The organism is Acinetobacter sp. XH1741, from assembly GCF_041021895.1.
GTDB lineage: Bacteria > Pseudomonadota > Gammaproteobacteria > Pseudomonadales > Moraxellaceae > Acinetobacter.
Genome location: NZ_CP157428.1, coordinates 674,923 through 697,685, shown reverse-complemented (window position 1 = coordinate 697,685; position 22,763 = coordinate 674,923). Strand labels below are relative to the sequence as shown.

Here is a 22,763-nt window from a genome sequence, read left to right as displayed (position 1 = left end):
CAATTAAGCAAAAACCGGTTTCACAATAACCAAAATAATAATGGCAATAAATGCAATCGCACTAATGGCTAAACCTGCACGACGCTGAGCCAGCAAAATGGTGTCATCCTTTTTAAACGCTTTCATCAATGACGATAACAGCACTAAAAACAGGATAATTTTAGCGTAAAACCATGGTTGAACTTGAAAGTTCTTCATCACCAGTAAAATTGCACCAGTAATAAAAACCACAGTAAAAGATAAATGCTGTAAAGCAACTAATGCTTTACGCCCTGCTGGGTTAGGTTGTTGGCCTTGTACACCAATAAAAAGTGTAGAAGCGCGTAAAACAAATACCATAAGTGCAGCTGCTACCGCAGTCATATGAATAATTTTAGTGAGTAAATGTGCATCCATGAAATTAGCCCTTAGCTTTTAGGTGCATGTGCACATTCTGGACTCGCAGGCGCTTGACCTTGCCACTCACTTGGCAAATAGGCGTGGATAGCTAAAGCATGGATTTGTCCCGGATTCATTAAATCAGAAGCCAAGGCATAAACTTTTTGATGACGTTGAACCAAACGTAATCCGTTGAATTCGTCACTCACTATAATCACTTTAAAATGAGATTCTTTACCTGGAAAATAACCGCCGTGACCAGCAGATTCATTAATAACTTCTAGATGGCTAGGTGCAAGGGTTTGTAACCGTTCAATTAACTGTTGTTCAAGGCTCATAGCTTTTCCTTTTACGATTATTCGTATATTTAGACCTAGTATACCCTGTCTACACACAAACAAAAGTTGCTCTTGTATGCTTTGACTTCAAACAAAATGTCTATTTATTCGGCAACTTATCAATAAAAATAGCTCTAAATACTCATTTCTGTTTTTATTTTATGCAATCAGCATAATTATTTGCATAAAGTTGTTGACCCTTGTTTTGCTTAATGTATTATAAGCGGCACGCGGGAATAGCTCAGTTGGTAGAGCATAACCTTGCCAAGGTTGGGGTCGCGAGTTCGAGTCTCGTTTCCCGCTCCAAATTTAAAAGGCCCTAGTCGAAAGACTGGGGCTTTTTTCTTTCTAATGATTCATAATTTTTACGGATCATCGATACACCGTATACTTTATTGAGAATAACTCGGCTCAAGGCCAAATATAGATTTGCTACTTCATACCAGATTCAGATTTTAAGTCATTAATCATAATGATTTAGCCTAGTGATATGTACACGGTACTGGAGTTATCTGATGCTGCGATATACAAGGTAATAATTGAAAAAAATCCAAGTTAAAACTTTCTAAGCTTTGTCCCTGCTGTAAGCATATAGAAAAGATAAAATTGCAATCATAAATATAACTTTGAAAATGATACTGCTCTGCATTTTGAGAATTCTTGGTTGAATCTGAAAACTGTATATGTTCAGGCGACACATGAAAGTTGAGCTTCTTTAAATGACTGCTCATCCCATGACCCGTACATTTAATATAGGCTTCCTTTAAAGTCCATATTTGAAAAAATCGCTGATATACACCAAATGGATCAATCTGTTCATTTTCTTGAATCCATTCAATTTCACTTAGGGCTAACACACTATCGACACGCATCCAGTCGAACTCACGATCTACACGTTCAACATCGACTCCTATTTCTCCATCTTCAGACACAGCAAGGACAATAACATCCGCTGAGTGACTCAGATTAAAATACACAGGCTTACGCCCTTGAATAAAAGGCTTGCCATTAGGTTGTAATTGAATGTTGATCTTATGCGGTGAAATACCCAGCTGATCTGCTAAGACTGATTTTGTTAAGACACGAGAAATTAAGAAAAGACGTGCAGCATGAGGATGATATTGATCATATCTCAACTTTTCTGCTGGGCTGAGAAAGTTGAGATAATGACTCAAGATCAAGTAGTCTTGTGGCACCCGTGAAACTGGGCAAATATAAACCTGCACTTGGGCTAGATCAGACATCACTAAGCTGTGCTGTAGTGCTGATGTACTTTGTCAGAACTGGTGTGAGGTAGTCATAAACCGCTTCTACATGGGTAATGTGTGGATTATGACCTGCACCAGCGATGATATGTACAGGAATATCAGAGCTGATTGTGCTAACAATTGGGTCTTTTTCTCCCACAATAATTTCAACTTTAGATCGAAGCTCGTTTAGCAAAGCGATCTGAATTGCACGCTGCTGTGGCAAATTAACGTGGTGCATATATTCACTAATATGCTTAGATACCGACACACGATGTAATGAGTCCATCGCATATCCCACTGATAGATTTTTTTGTCCATCTGGATGTAAATCTTTAGCAATCACATCTTTTGGTACAAAACGGAAAATCAGATTGGATACCGCTTGTATTCTAAACATTTTAGCGGCTTGTACCTGAACAAAATAAGGCGATATAAGGATAATGCGTGCAACTTTATCTGGATATTTCTTTGCAAGATTCAAGGCAAAGAAACAGCCTAATGAGTGTGCAATAACAACACTGTTTGGAGCTAAAAGTTTTGAAGCGGTCTCAATGAACTGATGGTTATTATCTTCCAACATTTCATAACTACCTGAACGGCCCAGCCCCGGCAAATCCATCATAGCGACCTGATCATATGTGATTCTATTGATGATTGGAGACCAGCATGTGCTATCGAATGGAATTCCATGTAAAAATAATGCAGACGATTTTTCCGAGTCAACCGGCTGTTTCGTATAAATTTCTGTCCAGTATCGATTTTGATAGCTAAAAAGATTCGGTGTCGATACCTGCATACGACCAAAGCGTGTCAGCACCAGACGATCAATCCAATGAGAGAAATATGGACTAATATTGATCAGGTCTGCAATGCCCATCTTCGCGGCCATACTCTCTGTATCAGCGACATGGTAGTGCTCATTAGAAATGAAGGCCAGTTGCTCTTTAGAACTATCAAGCAATGCCTCAGGCAATTTCTCGAGCAAAACTTTAGGTAGTTGTAATTGTGGTGTGCTAACGCCTAAATACTCAGCAGCCAGATGAATTAAGTGATGAAATTTCGGTGTCGCAGGATCAAGCAATATATACTCTTGAGCAATGGTTTCAGAATAAAACATCGTTCGAATTAGAAAGCTCACGATATACTGCATATTGCATAGTGGTAAGAAAGTATCACTTCCACCAGGAAGTACCCGTAGACGCCCCTGATATAACTTATCAATCATTTCGGCAATACCAATATATTGCATATCGCCATACGTATAAAAACCATCAATAACGGTTGCAGGATGTAGTGCAGTCCATGGCACATTTAAACGCTTACAGGCCTCAATGAAAGCTTGATGACCCAAAAATTTCGAAGCTTCATAACCACCGTATTTGCGATATAACTCATCAGCCGATTCTTGCGGTGGAATAGTCATGCGATACCCACCGATCCAGATGAATCGCTCAAGCTGCTTCAATGTCGCTGCCCATTCAATCAAAGCAAGACCGGATTTGACATTCGTAAGATGAGCTTCAGCTTTATCAATACCCCAATTAAATGATGCAGCAAGATGATACACAACATGGATTTTGGCCTGAGCATCCGAGAGTAGAGCGCCTAGCTCAAAGTCTCGACTCAAATCATATTCGACAAAAGAAATAGATGGATTAGCCAACCCTTGTGTTGCAATAAAGCCTAACAATTTGTTTTTCTTGGTTGCAGCATTACGCAGTGCAGCAATCACTTGATGACCTTCACGTAAAAGTTCAACGATCAGTCTGCTGCCAATAAACCCTGCTGCACCTGTTACTAATATGGTCTTTTGTGAAAAATTATCTTTTTTTGCGTTATTTAAATTATCCATATATCACCTTATTAGGGACTGCAAACTCCAACATTGCTTTGGAGCGAATGATCTTAAAAATTGTATCGAACCTGTGCGTACACCAAATTGTTATCTTTAAATTGTCCAAACACCGTATCATTTGGACCCCAGAAACGGTCACCACCTGCATTCAACTGCCAGTGATCATTGAGGTTATAATTAATACGTACTCTTAATAATTCATTAGGTTTCGGTGCAAAATAGAATCCCGTTACCTCGAGCTTTAGGTTGTCATTCAGTAGGTTCAGCGCATAACGCAGCATAGCTCCATACTGATTCTGCTGATATTGATCACTGATCGTTTGCTGATAACGATAAACTTCTCTCAATAATGGATCTGTTAAGCTATCGGCAGACCTTACATCTTCCGTATGCTTGTAGACACCTACTAAACTCAGCGTGGAATTCTTTAATGACCATTCTGGACCCATGACCACAGTTAAATTATTTTGCTTATGCGTAATATCTTCACTGCCATCCGAGTCAGTCTTTGTATACGCAGCTTCCCCTCGCCACACGATATCGTTATGGTTATAACTGAAATCCACACCATAAACAGACATAGGATTATTTTTCAGCTGTAATGTTGCACCTGTCGGAGATAATGATTGTAGTGACAGATCAGGCATGTGATCTAAACCTGAAAAATACGATGCACCTATATCTAGACCATCTACGGAATAATCCCAACGCATGGCAAAGGCAGGACGGCTCTTACGATCTATTTCATATTGAACACCAGCAACCTGACGTAGTGGAATTACATCTGAACGGCTACGCGGATACCACAATGCGGTCCATTTGTTGGTTCCAGATTCAGGAATATACGTTAATTTGAGTGCATCATTTCCAAGACGCTGATCTGTCTCATCAGGCACTAGACGTGTATAGTCACGCGGCGATAGATTGTCTGTTGGATTAATCCCATCAGCTCTCCCCCAGACGACAATCTGCCGGCCAAAGTCGAGATAGAAGGTCTGATCCCAGTTATAAGACGCATACAACTCACGTAAGTTGCGATTCACTTTAGTCACATGATCTGGGTTTACAGTATGGTCCGTTTCATCACCAATACTAATGTCGTAATGGATCTTAAACGCGGGGTTAAACTTGAGGGTACCATTGGACCAGAAACTTGCTTGTCCAATGTTTTTTAACGAACTTAAGTCACGATCAGATGACCACACATCAAGCCTAGCTGAGTTCTGGCTCACAAAACTCATTTCGCTGTCTTCCGCATAAGCATGCTGCAGTAGCATAAAGCCACTGCAGCATGCAAATACCCAATAGGCACCTTGCGTCATTTTTCAAGACTCTGCGGTGAGAACAGCTTATCAGATAAGGTTTTCTCCGCGACAAAATCGTTGACGATCACTTGTGTCATATGCTGAGTTTGCAAATTTTTTGCCATAGACTTCATGGCCTGCCATCTTGGTTTCACCTTGCCATAAGCGCGAATATCCGTGAACTCAATATGCTTTAATGGCTTACCTGCGGTATCCCAAATGTCGATAGTTGCTGTAACAAAGTTGTCTTTCATTATGCACATACGACGTTTGCTATAACCAAAGTCACTCTTCACCGTATTATTGATCGGTGTTGCTTCAATCATGTAGCAATCTTTGCCATTAAATTTGCCATCTGCCAGTTTCGTGTATTTCCAGTCACTTAGCTTATAGCCCAGTACATCACCATAACTGAAGTCCGTACCAATAAAAGCATCACCTTTATTCGCCGATGCAAGACGGCGTACTTTTTTCAATGCAGGCAAATAGACAAACATGCTATCACTGCCTTTTGCATTCTCGATTAATAGCGTTGTGGTTCCTTGTACATCGGCAGGTGAGATGAATTCGGTCAAACGCATATTGTTCTGGGTATTTCCAGCCAGCTTCGTCATGTTTTTAGTCAGACGTACACGTTGCTCGCCATTTTTAGAAGTCAAAATAAATTTGGCACTCGCAGTTGAAGACAAAAATTTAGAGGCATCATCACTACGGCTCACAATGTCTTGAACTTCATCTGCATAAGATGTTTTAGGCATTGACATGGTGAGTGCCGTACCCAACAAAAGGCTAGTCACGACAGTTTGTGCAACGGAAATGTTCTTCTTGTTTGAGGGAAAAATAAAACGAGGTTTCAATATTAGAATCATTGTAGGCACCATAATTAAAGTTGCAAATACACTGAAAAGCATCGCAATCACAATAAACATCGCTAGCCATTGATGTACATGGAAGCCTTGCGATAAGGCCAGCACACCATAACCACCAGCAACAGCAGTCGCGACAAAAAGAGAAGCCTTACCAGCAGTACTTAAAGTTTTACGAATAGCATCTTTGATATCACCCTCTTCATCGCGCAAGATTTCACGCAAGCGATAGAGGAAGTAAATGGCATAGTCTGCGCCAATACCCACAGCCATGGCTGAGATCAAGGAATTTGGAATATTGAGCGGAATGTTGAGCCAGCCCATCACACCAAAGATCGCAAGAATTGAGAATAAAAGTGGTGTCAGGACTATCATTCCCGCTGAAACCGAACGGAAGACCAGCGCTGAAATAAAGAATACGGCAAATGAAATCTGTAATATGTTCATGAGTTTGCCGTGAACCATTGTTTCAGTTAAAGCAATGGTCTGGGTCACATCCCCACCAAAACTCATGACAGCCTTATCGCCCAATTGTCCCGCCATATATGTTTTTAGCGACTCAAGAATTTCTTTGATGCGATGATTACTGCCCGTTTTCATCAGGATTGTGATCTTGGCATATCGTTGAGTAGTATCAATGTATGAATCAAAATCGGTCGGTTCACCAGACATTGAATACAACAGCAGATACTGAGCAACAACATCTTTGGTTGCAGGAACCTGAAATGCCTGCGGCTGATCAGCATTCATTGCCTGATTCATGCGTTTGATATAGTCCACGATAGAGATGGTTTTACCGACCTCTGGAATTGAGTTGGCGAACTTCTCTGTATTATCAATCGCTTTTAGAATTTCAGGGTTTTCAATACCATCGCGAACCTTCGTATCGACCATAATGTAAAGGCTGTTTGTGCCACCAAGAGACTGATTCAAGAATCTGTCATCCTGCTGCATTGGTAGATCGCGCGAGAAGAAGTTCCGGCTATCGTTATCCACCACAATACGGCTGGTGCCGATAGCAAGAAACACACCCACTGCCGCAATTGCAGTCATTAATATCATTCGCGGACGAACTGATAAAATGGCGTCACCAATACGGCTTGGGATCCAATCCCAAATCGGTAACCCTTTACGCTTAACCTTGGTCGCCGAAGGTGGTGGCAACATTGAGCGCAGTGCCGGGATGAACGTCATTTCAATCACCAGCGTGCTGATGATCCCGATTCCTGTAAAAATACCAAATGAACGAATAGTCGGAATGTTAAAGGTCAACAGAGAGAAGAAACCTGCTGCTGCAATTCCACCAGCCAATATCATAACCGGACCAACACGAACCAAAGACTGAACCACAGCTTCACTATTGGCAGCTTTAGGCTCCATACCTTGAGCAATCAGACGATCAAAGTCTTCATAGTAGCGTTTGAGCAACTGCACGGCGTGCCCTGCTGCAATGGCTAAAATCAGAATAGGTGTAGGAGAGTTAAAAATATCCATCGGCTGTTTGAATAGGCCCATCATGCCCATACCCCATGCCACAGACAGTAGAGCTGTCACTAATGGCAGGATCAAACCTTGCTTGCTACGAAATGCTTCAAAGTGCAATAAACCAATGACCAATACGGCAATCGGGAACAAGATATTGATACGCTTAGAGTAATCTTCAGCTTTATCTAAATAGACAGGATTACCACCAACACTGAGGGTCATATCTTTAGATTGTTCGCTCTCTACAATTTTGTTGATTGGAGCCATCATTTTCTGAAAGCCTTCTGGACTTTCCTCAAGCTCAAGCAAAATCGCAGCAGTTCTGTGATCTTTAGATACCACCGAATTCATATAGGTTGGGTTCATTGCCAACAGTTTTTTCAAGTGATCAATATCATCTTGAGTGACAGAACTGGTCGGCAACAGCTTCTTGGCTTCAAACCCTTCCGAGTTAGCCATAATCCCTTTCGCTTGACGCGCAGCCAGACTCATCATAGTGGAACGAACCACACCTGGCGCATTGTCAACTTCTTCGGTAATACGTTTAACTTTTTCCAAAACTTGCGGCTGATAAATATCACCTTGCTTCGGTGTAATACCGATCACGACCATATATTTGGAACCGAATTTTTTTTCGATCAGCTTGGTCGAGGTGATATAAGGATGCCCATTCGGTGCAAGTGCACCCGGATCAATAATAATTTTTACGCCAGATGCAAGATATGCCAGCGCAATCGTCAAGAGCATGACTACAGTCAGTACAATACGGCGATGTCTAAGAATCCATCGCGCATATTGCTCCATCATTGGATGGCTCTTTTGAACTGGTTTTTCGATCTCTTGTGATGGTGGTTCGATCTCTTGCGATAGTGGTTCAATCTCCTGTGATGGTTGTTTGATCTCCTGCGATAGCTTTTCAACTTCTTGCAATGGTTGTTCGATCTCTTGCGTTTGCAGACTCACTGCCTCATAGGTTCCACCCTTCTGAGCCAGTGCTTGGAGATTAATAAGATCTTTCTTGAACTGGGCAAGAACCATCTTTTTTAGCAGTGCATCGGGAAATACACCAAAAAAACCGCCTGGTTCTGCCTCAAAGAGCCACTCAATCCATGTGCCTTCAGGATGTGGTTTGAAGTGGTAAGTACCCTTATAAATGAAGGGCCCTTCTAGCACTTGAAAGGCATACAATTCGTTCGGTACCAGATGTGTAATTTCACCTTTAAAGGCCAACTCACGACCAGCAAAGCTCAAACCGATTTCATACTTACTACCCACACGCGGAGTATTGTCTAGTAGCTCAGAATGTTTACATGACAATTGCCAGCTTGCATCATGACCCGGGTTTGCAAGATATTTAAAAACCTTATTAATATCGCCCGGTATGAGGAAAGCATGTTCTATGGTCACCATAGTGGTTCTACCTTCTTATAATTTTTATGCAGGAACTGGATACATTTGATCAATTGTCTGGGCCACAGCCACGACGTTCTCGGCGAACATAATCGATGAATGGTCACCAGGCAGATCCACCTGTGTAAGCGTGTCTTTGATCAGGTGATCCCAACCGAGGCTTTCCCCAAAATCCTCAGACTCATCTTTCGCCTTAACCAAGAGGATTGGGAAATCTTCTGGATCGGGGAAATAGGTCTGGAGGGCAACGCCATTCGCCAAATAAGTATCAAAATAAAGTCTGAAATCTGATGGGTTAGCATCTAGAGGTATGACATTGATCGCCTTAGCTTCTTTAAGCACATGCTCGAACATGTGATCTGAACTCAATTCACGTAAGTATTGCGCCGGAATCGTCAACTTTTTGCCATAAGGCACAGCCAAATCGCGAGCGAACCAAGACAAAAGCATGGCATCATCGGCATCTTCAGGCACATTTTCTGGAATTGGAGCACGCGTATCGATCATGACAATGCCCGTTACCTGCTGCCCCATTTGACGCAACTGACGACTAATCTCGTATGCAATTGCACCACCAAAGCACCAACCACCGAGGAAATAAGGCCCCTCAGGCTGCATCTTTTGCATTTCACCAATATAGAGCGTCGCCATTTCTTCAATCGCCACTTCAGCAGCATCTGCTTCAATCAACCCAGGAGACTGAATAGCACGCAAGGTACGGTTTGGATTGAGATGACGCGAGAGTTCCATATAACAGAAGGTACTGCCACCGATCGGATGGAACAGCCACAGTGGTTGCTCATAGGTTCCACGGCGCAGTTCGATTACGATAGAAGGTTTGACTTCTTTATTTTCACGAATGATCTCACCCAAACTCTCTACGGTAGAATACTGAGCCAGCAAGGCAACTGATAATTCAGTACCAAATACTTTCTTGAGATGATTGACAAGCTTTACTGCCAGTAACGAATGTCCGCCTAACTCAAAGAAATCATCATGTATACCCACTCGCTTGACTGACAAGATCTGCTCAAAAGTCGTACATAGCTCGATTTCGATCGAATCGCGTGGTGCAACATAATCATTGTTATGTTCAAACACTGGCTCAGGGAACGCCTTACGATCTATTTTGTTACTACCCGTCATTGGAAATTCATCCAACCGGATAAACGTACTTGGCACCATATAAGCTGGGAGATGGATTTGCAGGGTCTTTTTCAAACCGGCCATATCAATCTCAGACCCTGTCACATAGGCCACCAGTTTCTGATCGTTGTCGGCTGTGGTCTTAACCAACACTACTGCATCTGTAATACCGTCGATCTGTTTGAGAACATTCTCAATTTCACCCAGTTCAATACGGAATCCACGGATCTTGACTTGGAAGTCCAGACGTCCGTGATGGGTCAAACGTCCATCCATACGCAAACAGACTTTATCTCCGGTACGATAGAGTCGACCAGCATTTGGTAGAGATGGTAAGGTTCTGAATTGTGCATCTGTTAAATCAGGTCGTTGCCAGTAATCAATTGCTAGGCCATCTCCTCCAATCCAGAGCTCTCCCATAACACCGCGTGGGACCAACCGCTGTTGTTCGTCAAGAACATAGAGCTGGGTGTTCGCCATTGGCTGACCTAAATCAATCAATTTTGCATCGGTGATGTGGGCTGCACTTGACCATACCGTAGTTTCGGTCGGGCCATAGATATTCCAGAGACAACTCACTTTGCCCAAAAGTTTTTCTGCAAGTATAGGATCGAGTGCCTCGCCTCCGCTAATTGCAGCCATACCCGGAATACCGTTCCAGTCGCTATCTAAAAGCATTTTCCAAGAGGCTGGTGTTGCCTGCATAATATTGATCGACTTCGCCTGCATATAGTCCACCAGCAAGTTACCATCTAGCGATACCTCACGTGGGCAGACATGCACTACACCGCCGTACATCAACGGAATCAGTAGCTCAACAACCGAAATATCAAAGGCATAAGTCGTGATCGCCAATAACTGCATATCGGGAGTTGCTTGTAGCCTATCATTCACAGACAGCAAGAAATTAGCCATTGAAGGATGCCCAATACGCACACCTTTAGGCTTGCCTGTCGAACCTGAGGTATACATCACATAAGCAGTATCACCAAAGGCAAGTCGCTCACGCACTTGCTCAAGTGGCACAACACCAGCTTGATTGATATCTAAAAGTGGTACAGAAACGTTAAGAGCATCCATCAACTCAGTTTGAGTCAAGATCACTTTAGGGGCAGCATCTTCTACGATAGTATGTAGACGTTCTTTTGGGAAACTAGGATCTAAAGGTACATAGGCTGCTCCTGCCGCCCAGATGCCGATAACTGCCGCAGGCAATAGTACAGTGCGGTCTAACATCAGACCGACGCGATCGCCATTGGCAATACCCTGTGCACGTAAATATTCAGCGATCCCAGCGATATGCTGACCTAACTCACGATAAGTGACAGCATGATCTCTAGAAGTCATAGCGTGGTTATCACCACGTGCATCAATCTGCTTCAGAATCATTTCCAGCAGATCATGTCTAGAATAGTCAGTAACCTGACCACGTAGGTAACCTAGCTGGATGCTATTCGCATAATCAGGTGTGATATTTAACTCAACGAGCTTACGTTCAGGATGAGCCACCATTTCTGATAGTACAACTTGCAGTAGTTGCACCATGTTCTCGGCAGACTCCGCAGAAAATATTTCGGAGTTGTATTTTAGTACACCAACCAGTTCGCCCTGATATTCACCGCCCATTTCCAGCATAATATCTAATTGACCTTCTTGCTGGCGAACCGGAAAGCTTCCTAGCGTCAGGTCTTGACCAGCTAAAGTAGCTGAATTCTGGATTGGTAAAAGTAATTCTTTAAACTCATCCAGACCACCTAGACGTTCCCAGAACATTCCCACCTGAGCCAATGGGTTAATACTGCCATCACGCTTTGGTGAGACAGCTTCAACCACTTTAGAAAAAGCAATTTTTTGATGCTTGAGGCTCTGTTTTAATTGTTCCTGTACTTGCTGTGTAAATTGGCGTAAGGTCTGATCAGCATCTATGTCTATATGCAGAGCAATTGTGTTGACAAACTGTCCTAACGCATTGCGTAAAGAACGTTCAAGTCTACCGGCTACTGCTGTGGCAATGACTAGATTATTTTCATTCGATAGTTTGTTCAGCAGAATATAGAAACCAGATAATACAAGACCGAACAACGTAATTTCATAGTCTTTCGCCAAGTTCACCAGACCAGACGATACTGACTCAGGCACGCGAAAAATTACCGAACTGCCTTTATGTTGCTGCACAGCTGGACGTGGATAATCAAGCGGAATACTATGCACATGTGGAGCATGCTTTAACGCATTTTTCCAAAAGAGTAAGCTTTCATCGGCATCATCAATCACATTGCTCTTTTGCTTATCTGCATACTGAGCGAACTCGATTCCGTTCACTACATTTGACTCTGTAATCAGTCCAAAACGCTTGCAGATATCACGAAGTAACAAACCAATCGACCAGAAATCCATTAAGGCATGGTGAATCACAACTGCAATCACATAGTGATTTTGACCACGCTCATAACAATGAATACGCCACAATGGTGGATGAGTCAGGTCAAATGGTTGCTTGGTATCTTGTTCAACCAATTGCGTCAAATCAGAAGCTTCAACATGACGAGCATCAGAGAAAATAATATTAGGATATACGCGATCCCAAATGAGTTGCTCAATCCCCTGATCATTAGCAGGCATGCTTACACGTAGTAACGGATAGTCATGCATCACTGCTTCTAAAATCTCCATCGGCTTGTTGCCTAATGATTGGTTTACCTTTACATCAAAGGCCACCACCATATTGTAGGCACTGCAAGTTGGCTCAAGGCGTTGGATATACCAAATACCAAGCTGTTCTGCAGAAATCGCGTGACGCGACAGAACTTTTGGTTCTAAGTGTGCAATGTTGTTCATGAAGCAACTCCCTGTTGCAACTCAGAAACAAGATATTCAGCCAACTCATTAATTGTTGGGTAATCCCATAGTAATGTCGGCTCAAGTTCCAGTTTTGTTAGATCTTCTAAGTCCCCAGACACAGACAAAGCAACGATCGAATCAAGACCATAACTCGTAAATTTTTGCTCTGGATCAATCGTCTCAGGCTCTACACGCATTTCTTTAGCTACGAGCTTACGAATGATCGCGCTCCAGTAAGCTTTATCCTTGTTCATGGGGTAATCTCCTCTTTAACTGGTTTGGCATCACGCGGTGCCAATGCAAAATCGATAACAGATAACATATGGTTGGTTGAAATTCGGTCCAGCAGATCTGCCAATGTGCTTTCACGCAGTGATGTCATAGGAGGGGATGACTGACCTTCAGCCGTATTTAGGAAAATGATCAGCCATGCACCATTTTGTAAAGCAGGTCTTAAGCCATGACGGTTAAATACCCAAAAACCCAGTACTGCAATGCGGGCAAATAGTTCGGCATAGTCACGGGCGAGACTAAAACGTAATGTTTCAAACTCTTTGCTTGTTTCTGAATTTGAGAAATAATCTTGAATTTTTTGATCCAACTTACGCTGCTCGACGAGAAGCTGATCTGCACGTTTACGTAGGGTAGATAGTGTCTCAGCAGACAATCCTGCTGTGACATGAGCATCATCAAACATCTCGATGACTGTCCCTAGTGACTCCATCACCAAGTCACCGTCTCGGTTGAAAATTTCAAGCTCACGAAAATCAATAGCATCCGTCTCTACCTGCAAGTCATATAACTGGCGATAGCGTGCTTTAGCTTCGGCTTGATTGAGGTGGTCGGCTTTTTTGCTACGACCCTTATTGGCAGATTTGAGCTGAAAACTTAGGCTGTCTAGACAGACGGTGCTGCTACCGTCAAAGACACTAACAATCAAATGATCACGGAAGGCTTTCTGATACATTCCATCGGCATAGGCATTTCTTAAGAAGAAACGTGATCCCAACACCGAAGAGGTAATCTTGGCAAGAGACTCTACATACTCAGGTACCAGAACCTTAATGATTGGTGACCATGTGCTGAACTGATTGATACAGACGTGTAAGCCACGTGCACCAACGAGTGATAGCACCTCAGCCGCTAATAGGTAGGCATAGGCTGTAGCGAGTTGCTCACGTACCAACGGAATGTTAATTACTTTTTTGTTATACAACTCGCGCTCAATCGCAAATTCAGTCGCGATACGTAGCATTGTGTCGCCTGCACCCAAAGAGAAGCTGCTGCAATATGCACGCGTCACTTGTAGCGTCTTGAGTCCAAGCTCTAACCCCTGACCTTCTTCACCAATCAAGGCATCTTTGTGAATTTCAGCATTGTTAAAGCCGATACCACTGATATCCAACCCACGCATACCTACCGTTGGCAAGCGGCTCAGGCTATATGTACCTTTAGAAGCCATGTGACGCTTATCGAGCCAAAATGCGCTTAGACTGCGCGGTCCACGATCATTCGATGTTTTAGCAATTAAGCTTAAGGAGTCACCCAATGTAGCGCGATTGATCGACCATTTTTCACCATTTAAGACATATTTACTCTCGGTAGATTGTGCAGTTACTTCACTAGATAAAAGATCGGCACCATGCGCTTTTTCGCTATAAGCCAGCGCTGGTGCAGCACCACTTAATATCCGACTAGCGATGTTTTGGCATTGATTAGGATTTCCACCAATCCACACAATTACAGACCACGCATTGGTGCTATAAGTCGAATTGATGGTTAGGTCACGTCGTGCCAGCACGCGATGCAGATATAAAAGCTCTTCCCCAATTTCCATGCGACCTCCAAGCTCTGAAGGTACATAAAAACGGTTCATACCTACGGCATTTAGAAAATCAACAGCGCGCTGCGGGTATTGCTCCTTTTCATCACGCTCGATGGCAGCAGACCAAGAAAAATCATTATTGGTATCATGTACGGAGCCTAAAATTTGCTCCAGACGAGCAGCAGTTTGAAACTGCCGCAAATTGGACGTAAGTGACATGGATTTTCACTCAAATGACTAAAGGGTAAGGGTTAAAACAAAGCACTTTTCAGACGATTAAAAATCAGTGTGCGTACTTCACGTTCCTTGATCATTGAGTTGAGTAGATTGGAGCTATAACGAATCAACTGCCCCCGCTGCTCACGATCACGGATGACTTCTAAGCCGTTTTTGACATAATTTCGTGCAATCACCGTTCTACGGTTTGGATGGGTTAAACAGACCAGCTGACCGCGCTCAATCTGTTCTTTAATTTTTCTTCTTCTAATTTTGCCGCTCGTAGTTTTATTTATTCGGCCTTGGTGTAATAAATAAACACCTTCTACGGGCAAACCAATATCAGCCGCCACTTGTTCTTTGACCTGAGTTCTGATGGTTTCAAAATTAAGAGTCTTATCTAATGACTTCTTCTTGATTTCGAGTACAACCGTGACTCCATCAGAATCAGCGAAATTCACTGCTGCAACACAACCTTTACGAACAGCAGGATGTGCCATTTCAACCGAGCACTCGATATCTTGCGGATAGTAGTTCTTGCCGCGGATGATGATCACATCCTTAAGGCGACCAGTCACATACAGGTCTCCGTCTTTGACAAAGCCCATATCCCCTGTTCTTAAGTAATTCACTTGACTCGGCTGACCGGCCTCATCAATGATAGTTGCTTCAAAGGTTTCCTGATTGACCTCTGGCTTTTGCCAGTAGCCTGCTGTAACACTCTCACCTGCTAACCAGATTTCACCGACTTCATGAGCTGCTACTTCTTTATGAGTCTGCGGATTGACGATGCGACAATCAATGTGCGCAGAAATCTTGCCACAGCTCACTACTTGCACAGCGGTCTGATCTTTACTGCTTTTCACTAAATTGGCATTTAACTTGTCACGATCGATTGAAATCGCATTGAGAGGACCAGTTACACCACTCACTAAGAGCGTTACTTCAGCCAAGCCATAACACGGCAAGAAAGTATCAAGTCTCAATTTCGATTGAGTATTGAACTTCTCCATGAAGCGCTGCATGACATTGGCCTTGATTGGCTCAGCGCCATTAAACAACACACGTACACGACTCAGATCAAGCGATGCCGCATCCTCATCAGAGATACGATGTAAGCACAATTCATAGGCAAAGTTTGGTCCACCACTAATCGTGACCCCTTTTTCACTAATGAATTGTAGCCATTTAAGAGGTTTACGAATGAAGTCCAGAGGCGACATAACATAGCAGGTCAAGCCCACATATACAGACTGCAAAACTGAGCCAATTAATCCCATGTCGTGATAGACAGGTAGCCATGTCAGGCCAATATCATCAGGTTGTGTACAAAAGGCTTCGGCAATCATGGCTTCGTTTGCCATAATATTTTTATGGGTAACAATTACCCCTTTAGGCCAACCTGTTGATCCTGAAGTGTATTGCAAGAAGCAGATATCTTTTTCAGTTATGAGTGGGAAATCTTTTTCCACTAAGTCGCGCTGTAACTCAGCATCGACGGCATGCAGGATTAAACTTTCATTTTGAGCTTTTAATGTGATTAAACCTGATAGCTCAAGAATCTTTTTTGTTGTGAGGACTATTTTGGGTTCACAGTCATTCATAATATTCAAAATATTAGAAAAACCATTACGATTAAACGGCAAGCTAACAGGTACTGCGATAATTTTAGCTTTAAGACAAGCAAAGAACGATACGATAAAGTCTAGTCCAGGTTCGAACAGCAACACTGCACGATCGCCACTGTCTACAAGATTCATCAATACCTGAGCTTGATGTTGAACTCGCTTGTCCAGCTCTGCATACGTTAGAGATTGAATACCACCAGATTGGCGTCCTAAATACTCGAAAGCAGTTTTACCTCCCTGTAAATTTGCGTGGGATTCCAAAGTTGCAATGATATTATCCGTACACATTACAGCCATAACTTACTCCGATTAATTATAATTAACCCTTAAAACCTGCTCATTCTGAAACTTACATTTCTAGCGGGGTCTTTTAATAAAAATGAATATACTTTTTGTTTAAAATATAAATTCACATTATATTTTATGTGCGAGTATTAGTTATTACACCTGTAAGGGTTGACAGGTTAGGCTGCATTTATTGCAAATTAAGACATAAGTTCTTTTTTATAATCATTTTTTATTTATTTCTATTTTAAATTCTGGAAATTAATTTGAAGTCATATTCAGTTTTTGATGTTAATTTGAACTATATTTAGCAAATATTTTAGCTTATTCAATAAAGCTCAAGTCTTACTGTGTAGCCTTATAAATTGTAGATTTTATAATGGAAATACAATTTAAGGGAGGTTCTCTTTTTAAAAGAAAACACTTATTTAAATAAAAAATATTTATCTTTATCTGCAATATAAAGCTTTTAAAGCAACAGTGATAATTAAATTTTAATCAATTAAAATCATACACAGCCTCGAAACAGGTATTTAAAATTAGAAAATTTAATATTTCCAATAAACTAAAATAAAAATATTTTCAAAAAAGTAATTTTCCATTTAAATAAAATTAAAAATCAATTATTTCTATTTTTAATAATTAAATAAAATTTTAGCGCCATATTTAAATAAAAAATTTAAATATTAATTTTTAATCTCGCATTAATTCATCTTCAAATAAAATCTGACAGTGATTTATTTAAATTTAGTACTACGTTTTATTTACACATTCACTCTTACAAAAGACCTAACATTATTGCCCGAATAGCTGCTGAAATTTTATTATTTACATTGAGCTTTTGCATTGAGTTGCATAGATGAAAATTTACTGTTCTTTCAGTTACCCCAAGAATCTGTGCAATTTCTGCTGACGTTTTACCCTCAGCTGTCCAACGCAGTGCTTCTTTTTCTCGGCTCGTTAAATAAAGATTAAACTGCGAAAACTCTACATCATTTACAATTTTAGCAATGCTGGAATGTACTGTTTGAGTCAACCAGTACATATTTGTATATTGTGCTTTTTGCTCTTTTTCTGATAACTGATCGCTGGATCTTGCTAGAGTCAACATGCCCCGTGTACCAATAAAATCACGGCTTGACTGAGCCCAACCCACATTTAAACCATAGGAGCGTGCCTCCTCCCAGAAATCTTTTTCTGCTTGTGTGTTTGCCGATTGGCTCGACCAAACCAGAGGTTGAAGTGATGTCATACAATGCCTTACAGTTGGATCTACCTTCACATAGCGCTGTTCAACATAACGCTTCTGCCATGCTTGAGGGTAATTGTTCAGCATAATCGTTTTGGGTTCAGCAATAGATAATGGCGACTGCATACCATAAGCACAGTAATCAAATCCAAGCTTTGAAACTGTAGCTTTAACAGCCTCAAACAGCTCATCTTCATCTTGTACAATTAAAAATGCTGATAATAAATCCTCTTGCCAACTTTCCATTTACTTTCATTAGGCTCCATTCACAAATCATTTTTTCCAGTTGCATTTTTGAATCCAAGTCATCAAATTGAAGTAGAGGTCTAATCTTTTACCTTTATTTCAATAAAGCTCTGCAAAATCTAAAAATATTTTCAACACCTATTCTTCTTTAACTGATTTCTCAATTTCAGATTTTGGATTCATTATCTAATTAACAACTCTTTTAAGCGTGATATGATTGCAAATTATTCAGATAAACTAAATTTCTGAAAGCTTTTAAGGTTGTTATATTTCATGTGCAGATTATGCTTGAAAAATTAATTTTTACACGATGCATTTTATTCCAAAAAATAAGTATTTTTAGATGATTAAAGAAGCTTATTATTTACTCTTGAAATTATGTTCTTGTTATTTTAATTAAATAATATCTACCACCAATAATCAAAGTGATATAATTTTACCATTCATTATATATTAAAACTAAAACACCCATAATAATAAAACAAATCAAACAATTACCTTAAAGCGACGTTTACTCCCAACTATTATTTTAATAATGAGAATAGATGCTATCTACAAATTTACAAGAAACCAAGTCTACTCAGCTTTTTTAAAAAGCTTTTTTTATATTAAAACTACAAAATTTTCAGTTTTTATATAAGAAAATCTTAATACTTGAATAAGCATCTAATAAGAACAACTTAACGCTAGATGGTATCTGCTTACACTTAACCTGTTAAACATGACAGTATTTGATTGGCAATAATTTATGTTATTTATCAATAGATTTCTAATTTAGGTTGCTTGAACAGTTAGCATGGCCAGCATCCCACCACATGTTTCAATCTCAACAGATGGTTTTATTCGCATGAATGAAGACCAACTCATGACCTATCCTTTGCAACACGTAGTATCTATTATTGAATCTACCCAAATTGAAGAATCTCAAATTGTTTATCGTGGCTTTACTGAATGGGCCACATTAAAGACTCCTGCGTTAAGTACAGGATGGGACTGGGAATTCATTGAACAAAATGGTTTTGCGACCTTAAAACGAATTGGCCTACCTAGAAGCAATATTATGATTGTTGATATATCTGGTACAGATATTGGATTTGACGTTACTGAAACACTGATCAAACGGAAAATCGATACTTTGTTCTGGGAACAGTTCATTTATACCCAAATCAATACAACATTAACAAAGCCTAAACTAAGTCTAAATTTCTCTTAGCAACCTGTAAATTCTTACAGTTACCGCTTTTCCAGCTGTTCAGTAAAGTCACATCAAAAATAAGTGGAAGCACTTCTAATGAATATTATTGCTGGATTTCAAAACAATTTTTCAGAAGGCTTATATACCAAATTTAAAAGTTATCGCTACAGGGTATTTGTTGAACATTTGGGATGGGATTTGAACTGTCCACATAACGAAGAACTAGATCAATTTGATAAAGTTGATACAGCTTACGTAGTTGCTCAAGATAGAGAATCCAATATTATTGGCTGTGCCAGATTACTACCCACGACTCAACCTTATTTACTGGGTGAAATATTTCCTCAACTACTCAATGGAATGCCTATTCCTAGCTCACCAGACATTTGGGAACTCTCAAGATTCTCAGCCGTAGATTTCTCGAACCCACCGACAACAGCGAGCCAAGCCGTGTCATCGCCAGTGTCTATTGCAATACTGCGAGAAGCAATTAACTTTGCAAGAGAACAGGGTGCAAAACAACTTATTACGACCTCTCCTCTGGGTGTAGAACGTTTATTACGTGCTGCGGGTTTTCGTGCTCACCGTGCAGGGCCACCAATGACTATTGATGGGTATTCGATGTTTGCATGTTTGATTGATGTCTAATTGTTTAAAAGGTGGCTCATGTCGCTTTGACATGAGTCCCCATACTTTTTTATAACTAAGAAACACATCCTGCCAAGAAAAAATAATGTGTATTAATCAATCTTGGTTTTTAAATTTAAGTTTACTTTTTTATGATAATCTTCATCTGTTTTAGTGTTCCAATCACGCGGCATAAATGATGTTGAGATAATGGCAACGACAGCCATACTTCCAATATAAAGCATAATTAAATATGGATTCCCCTGCCCAATACTGAGCAGTTTAGTGGCAATCATCGGTGCTAAACCACCACCTAACACACCAGCCAACTGTACTGAAATCGAGATTCCACTATAGCGAATTTCCGCAGGGAATTGACGTGCAAAAAGCTGAGCTTGCGGCGCATACATAATCGGGAACACAACACCAATTGCCAGAACAATTGCAGTCCAGACTAATACCGGATCTTTTGTGTTGAGCATGCTAAAGAATGGATAGCAATAAAGTGCCAATACGCATAGACCAAACATAAACATATTGCGTTGACCGACCTTATCTGACAAATGTCCACATAACGGCGTCATAAATAAAATAACGACTGCCCCACAAATGGTAGCAAACAAAATGTCTTGGCGTGGGATTCCAAGTTGCGCAGTGGTATAAGCCAATGTAAAGGTTGAGGCAATATAAAACCATGCGTTCTCGGCAGCACGCGCCAAAATAATGGTGATGAGTTGCTTTGGATGGTTTTTAAAGACTTGTAAGGCAGGAACTTTGACTTCTTCGGACTGCTGTTTTACTTTTTCAAAGTCTGGTGACTCAGGTACTTTTACCCGAATATACCAACCCACTGCGAGTAAAATGATGCTGGCAAGAAATGGTAAACGCCAACCCCAGCTAAATAGTGCTTGTTCAGGCAATAACGACACCAGTCCAAGTGCGATTGAGGCAAGCATTAAGCCACCACCCGTGCTGGCTTGAGGCAGACTTCCCCAAAATCCTTTGCCTCCTTCGGGTGCATGTTCAACGGCCATAAGTACAGCGCCGCCCCATTCACCACCCATGGCCATACCTTGAATAAATCGTAAGATCACCAAGCCAATTGCAGCCCAATATCCAATTGATTCATAAGTTGGTAAGAGGCCAATCAGTACGGTTGGAATTCCCATGAGCATCAGCGTTAACAACAACATTGACTTACGACCAATCTTGTCACCGAAATGACCAAAGACCAAGCCACCTAAAGGCCGCCCAATAAACCCAACAGCATAAGTTGCAAATGCTGCAAGCACACCTGTAAGTGGGTCCAGATTTGGGAAAAATAGCTTGTTAAAAATGAGGGCTGCTGCTGCGCCATAAACAAAAAAGTCATACCACTCAATCGTGGTGCCAACCATGCTAGAGATGCCTGCTAATCGATGTGACGACTTTTTAGGATGTGAACCGTTTCCATGTATTGTTTGCATCGTAATGTCCTTTTTAGATTTTCTTGTTTTGTCTTTTTATGCTTATGATCTGTCCTGACCATAAGCATGTTCAGGTCTCGCTTGATCTCCTTAAGCTTTTTGTGTGTTTTTAAAATGGGTTAGCTTAGTTTTTCTAAAATTTGCTCTAACTCCGGATTACGTTCTTGCCAACGTGGTTGTTTATCTTTATCGACAATCAGTGCACGAACGCCCTCAATAAAGTCACCATGCTCAAACCAGATATCCTGTAAATCACGCTCAAGCTGCATACACTGCTGTAGTGAAAGGCCGCGCCCTAAATATTGCAGTTTCAAGCTGGTTTGTTTGGCAATAAATGAACGCTGCTGCAAAATACTAAGCATCTTACTCGCCCAAGCCTTTAAGCTTTCATCCTGTTCATTTTCAAGGCTTTGCTCAATCTCATCTAAATGCTGATATCCGAAGTGTTTACGGATGCCTTCGGCAAGTTGTTTAAGCTCACTTTCGACAGGCCGAGTAATAAATCGGGTAATGATGCGTTCAATTCCCTCTTTGCTTAAACTTGGCGCTTCAACGAGAGCGTCTTGTAAAGCTTGTAACTGATCGCTTGGTACATGGTAGTCAATTAAGTCGAGATAGAGCGCATCGCTACTACTAATCTGCTCACCCGTAATTGCCATATAAACGCCAATATCATCAAGGCGAGACAGGAAATGAGTTGCGCCAACGTCCGGGAAAAAACCAATCGCTGTTTCAGGCATGGCAAATCTGGACTTTTCACTGCTTACCACAATGTGACACGCCTGAGCCAAGCCAAAACCACCGCCTAATACATAGCCATCAAGCACAACGATGATTGGCTTTTCATATTCGCGCAGTGTATTGAGCATTTTATATTCGGCACTAAAGTAGCCTTTGTAATCGGCTGTGCCATTTTTATAACTGTCGTAGAGATAGCGGATATCGCCCCCTGCACAGAAGGCTTTTGGGCTATTTGATTTGATTAAGATCGCCTGAACAGCAGCATCATTTCGCCACAGTTCCAATTGGGCACCAATCCCTTCAATCATATCTAGCGACAATGCATTAAGATGAGTCACACGGTCTAAGGTAATCACGCCGAGCTTACCTTGTCGCTCAATCATTAAGTGATTTTCTGTATTCATTTTATTGA

At 41.2% G+C, this 22,763-nt stretch carries 15 protein-coding genes and 1 tRNA gene; 3 read left to right on the top strand and 13 right to left on the bottom strand.

The annotated features are described in order from the left end of the window. Positions 1–3: 3 nt before the first annotated feature. Entirely contained in the window at positions 4–396 is a 393-nt protein-coding gene (locus ABLB96_RS03375) for a SirB2 family protein (RefSeq protein WP_348896874.1), read from the bottom strand. An 11-nt stretch (positions 397–407) separates the two neighbouring features. Beyond that, on the bottom strand, positions 408–716 hold the full coding sequence (locus ABLB96_RS03370) for a BolA family transcriptional regulator (protein ID WP_002114074.1): 309 nt from the start codon (positions 714–716) through the stop codon (positions 408–410). Between the two features lie 230 nt (positions 717–946). Between ABLB96_RS03370 and ABLB96_RS03365 the strand changes: the two genes are divergently transcribed. Next, a tRNA-Gly gene (locus ABLB96_RS03365) sits at positions 947–1,022 on the top strand. A gap of 176 nt (positions 1,023–1,198) precedes the next feature. Here the strand turns inward: ABLB96_RS03365 and ABLB96_RS03360 are convergent. The 9 genes from ABLB96_RS03360 to abaR form a co-directional block, all read right to left on the bottom strand. After that, the gene (locus tag ABLB96_RS03360; protein WP_348896876.1) at positions 1,199–1,960 is read right to left on the bottom strand and encodes a 4'-phosphopantetheinyl transferase superfamily protein; all 762 of its coding nucleotides are present in this window, start codon (positions 1,958–1,960) and stop codon (positions 1,199–1,201) included. Beyond that, positions 1,953–3,818, bottom strand: a complete 1,866-nt coding sequence (locus ABLB96_RS03355; protein WP_348896877.1) for an alpha/beta fold hydrolase — start codon at positions 3,816–3,818, stop codon at positions 1,953–1,955. Before ABLB96_RS03355 ends, ABLB96_RS03360 begins: the two co-directional genes overlap by 8 nt. A gap of 53 nt (positions 3,819–3,871) precedes the next feature. After that, on the bottom strand, positions 3,872–5,143 hold the full coding sequence (locus ABLB96_RS03350) for a porin (protein ID WP_348896879.1): 1,272 nt from the start codon (positions 5,141–5,143) through the stop codon (positions 3,872–3,874). Next, positions 5,140–8,886, bottom strand: coding sequence for an outer membrane lipoprotein-sorting protein (locus tag ABLB96_RS03345; protein ID WP_348896880.1), 3,747 nt, complete (start codon positions 8,884–8,886; stop codon positions 5,140–5,142). The genes ABLB96_RS03350 and ABLB96_RS03345 overlap by 4 nt, the downstream gene beginning before the upstream one ends. Before the next feature lie 24 nt (positions 8,887–8,910). After that, positions 8,911–12,870 carry an amino acid adenylation domain-containing protein gene (locus ABLB96_RS03340; RefSeq protein ID WP_348896882.1) on the bottom strand — a complete coding sequence of 1,320 codons (3,960 nt, stop codon included), beginning with the start codon at positions 12,868–12,870 and terminating at the stop codon, positions 8,911–8,913. After that, the gene (locus tag ABLB96_RS03335) at positions 12,867–13,127 is read right to left on the bottom strand and encodes an acyl carrier protein (RefSeq protein ID WP_348896884.1); all 261 of its coding nucleotides are present in this window, start codon (positions 13,125–13,127) and stop codon (positions 12,867–12,869) included. The genes ABLB96_RS03340 and ABLB96_RS03335 overlap by 4 nt, the downstream gene beginning before the upstream one ends. Further along, complete coding sequence (locus tag ABLB96_RS03330) at positions 13,124–14,899, bottom strand: acyl-CoA dehydrogenase (RefSeq protein WP_348896919.1); 1,776 nt, start codon at positions 14,897–14,899, stop codon at positions 13,124–13,126. Before ABLB96_RS03330 ends, ABLB96_RS03335 begins: the two co-directional genes overlap by 4 nt. Before the next feature lie 50 nt (positions 14,900–14,949). Further along, positions 14,950–16,839: a fatty acyl-AMP ligase gene (locus tag ABLB96_RS03325; RefSeq protein ID WP_348896885.1), complete on the bottom strand. Its 1,890-nt coding sequence runs from the start codon at positions 16,837–16,839 to the stop codon at positions 14,950–14,952. 766 nt (positions 16,840–17,605) lie between these two features. Further along, a complete protein-coding gene (gene abaR / locus ABLB96_RS03320) occupies positions 17,606–18,322 on the bottom strand; it encodes a LuxR family transcriptional regulator AbaR (RefSeq protein ID WP_348896887.1) in 717 nt (238 codons plus the stop codon). Between the two features lie 796 nt (positions 18,323–19,118). Between abaR and ABLB96_RS03315 the strand changes: the two genes are divergently transcribed. Both ABLB96_RS03315 and abaI read left to right on the top strand, forming a co-directional pair. Then, a complete protein-coding gene (locus tag ABLB96_RS03315; RefSeq protein WP_348896889.1) occupies positions 19,119–19,535 on the top strand; it encodes a DUF4902 domain-containing protein in 417 nt (138 codons plus the stop codon). Positions 19,536–19,598: 63 nt separating this feature from the next. Further along, on the top strand, positions 19,599–20,165 hold the full coding sequence (gene abaI, locus ABLB96_RS03310) for an acyl-homoserine-lactone synthase AbaI (protein WP_348896890.1): 567 nt from the start codon (positions 19,599–19,601) through the stop codon (positions 20,163–20,165). Between the two features lie 92 nt (positions 20,166–20,257). Here abaI and ABLB96_RS03305 read toward each other — a convergent pair whose 3' ends face one another. Together ABLB96_RS03305 and ABLB96_RS03300 are read right to left on the bottom strand one after the other, a co-directional pair. After that, positions 20,258–21,610 carry an MFS transporter gene (locus ABLB96_RS03305; RefSeq protein ID WP_348896892.1) on the bottom strand — a complete coding sequence of 451 codons (1,353 nt, stop codon included), beginning with the start codon at positions 21,608–21,610 and terminating at the stop codon, positions 20,258–20,260. Between the two features lie 119 nt (positions 21,611–21,729). Continuing rightward, positions 21,730–22,755: an enoyl-CoA hydratase/isomerase family protein gene (locus ABLB96_RS03300; RefSeq protein WP_002050504.1), complete on the bottom strand. Its 1,026-nt coding sequence runs from the start codon at positions 22,753–22,755 to the stop codon at positions 21,730–21,732. Positions 22,756–22,763: the final 8 nt, after the last annotated feature.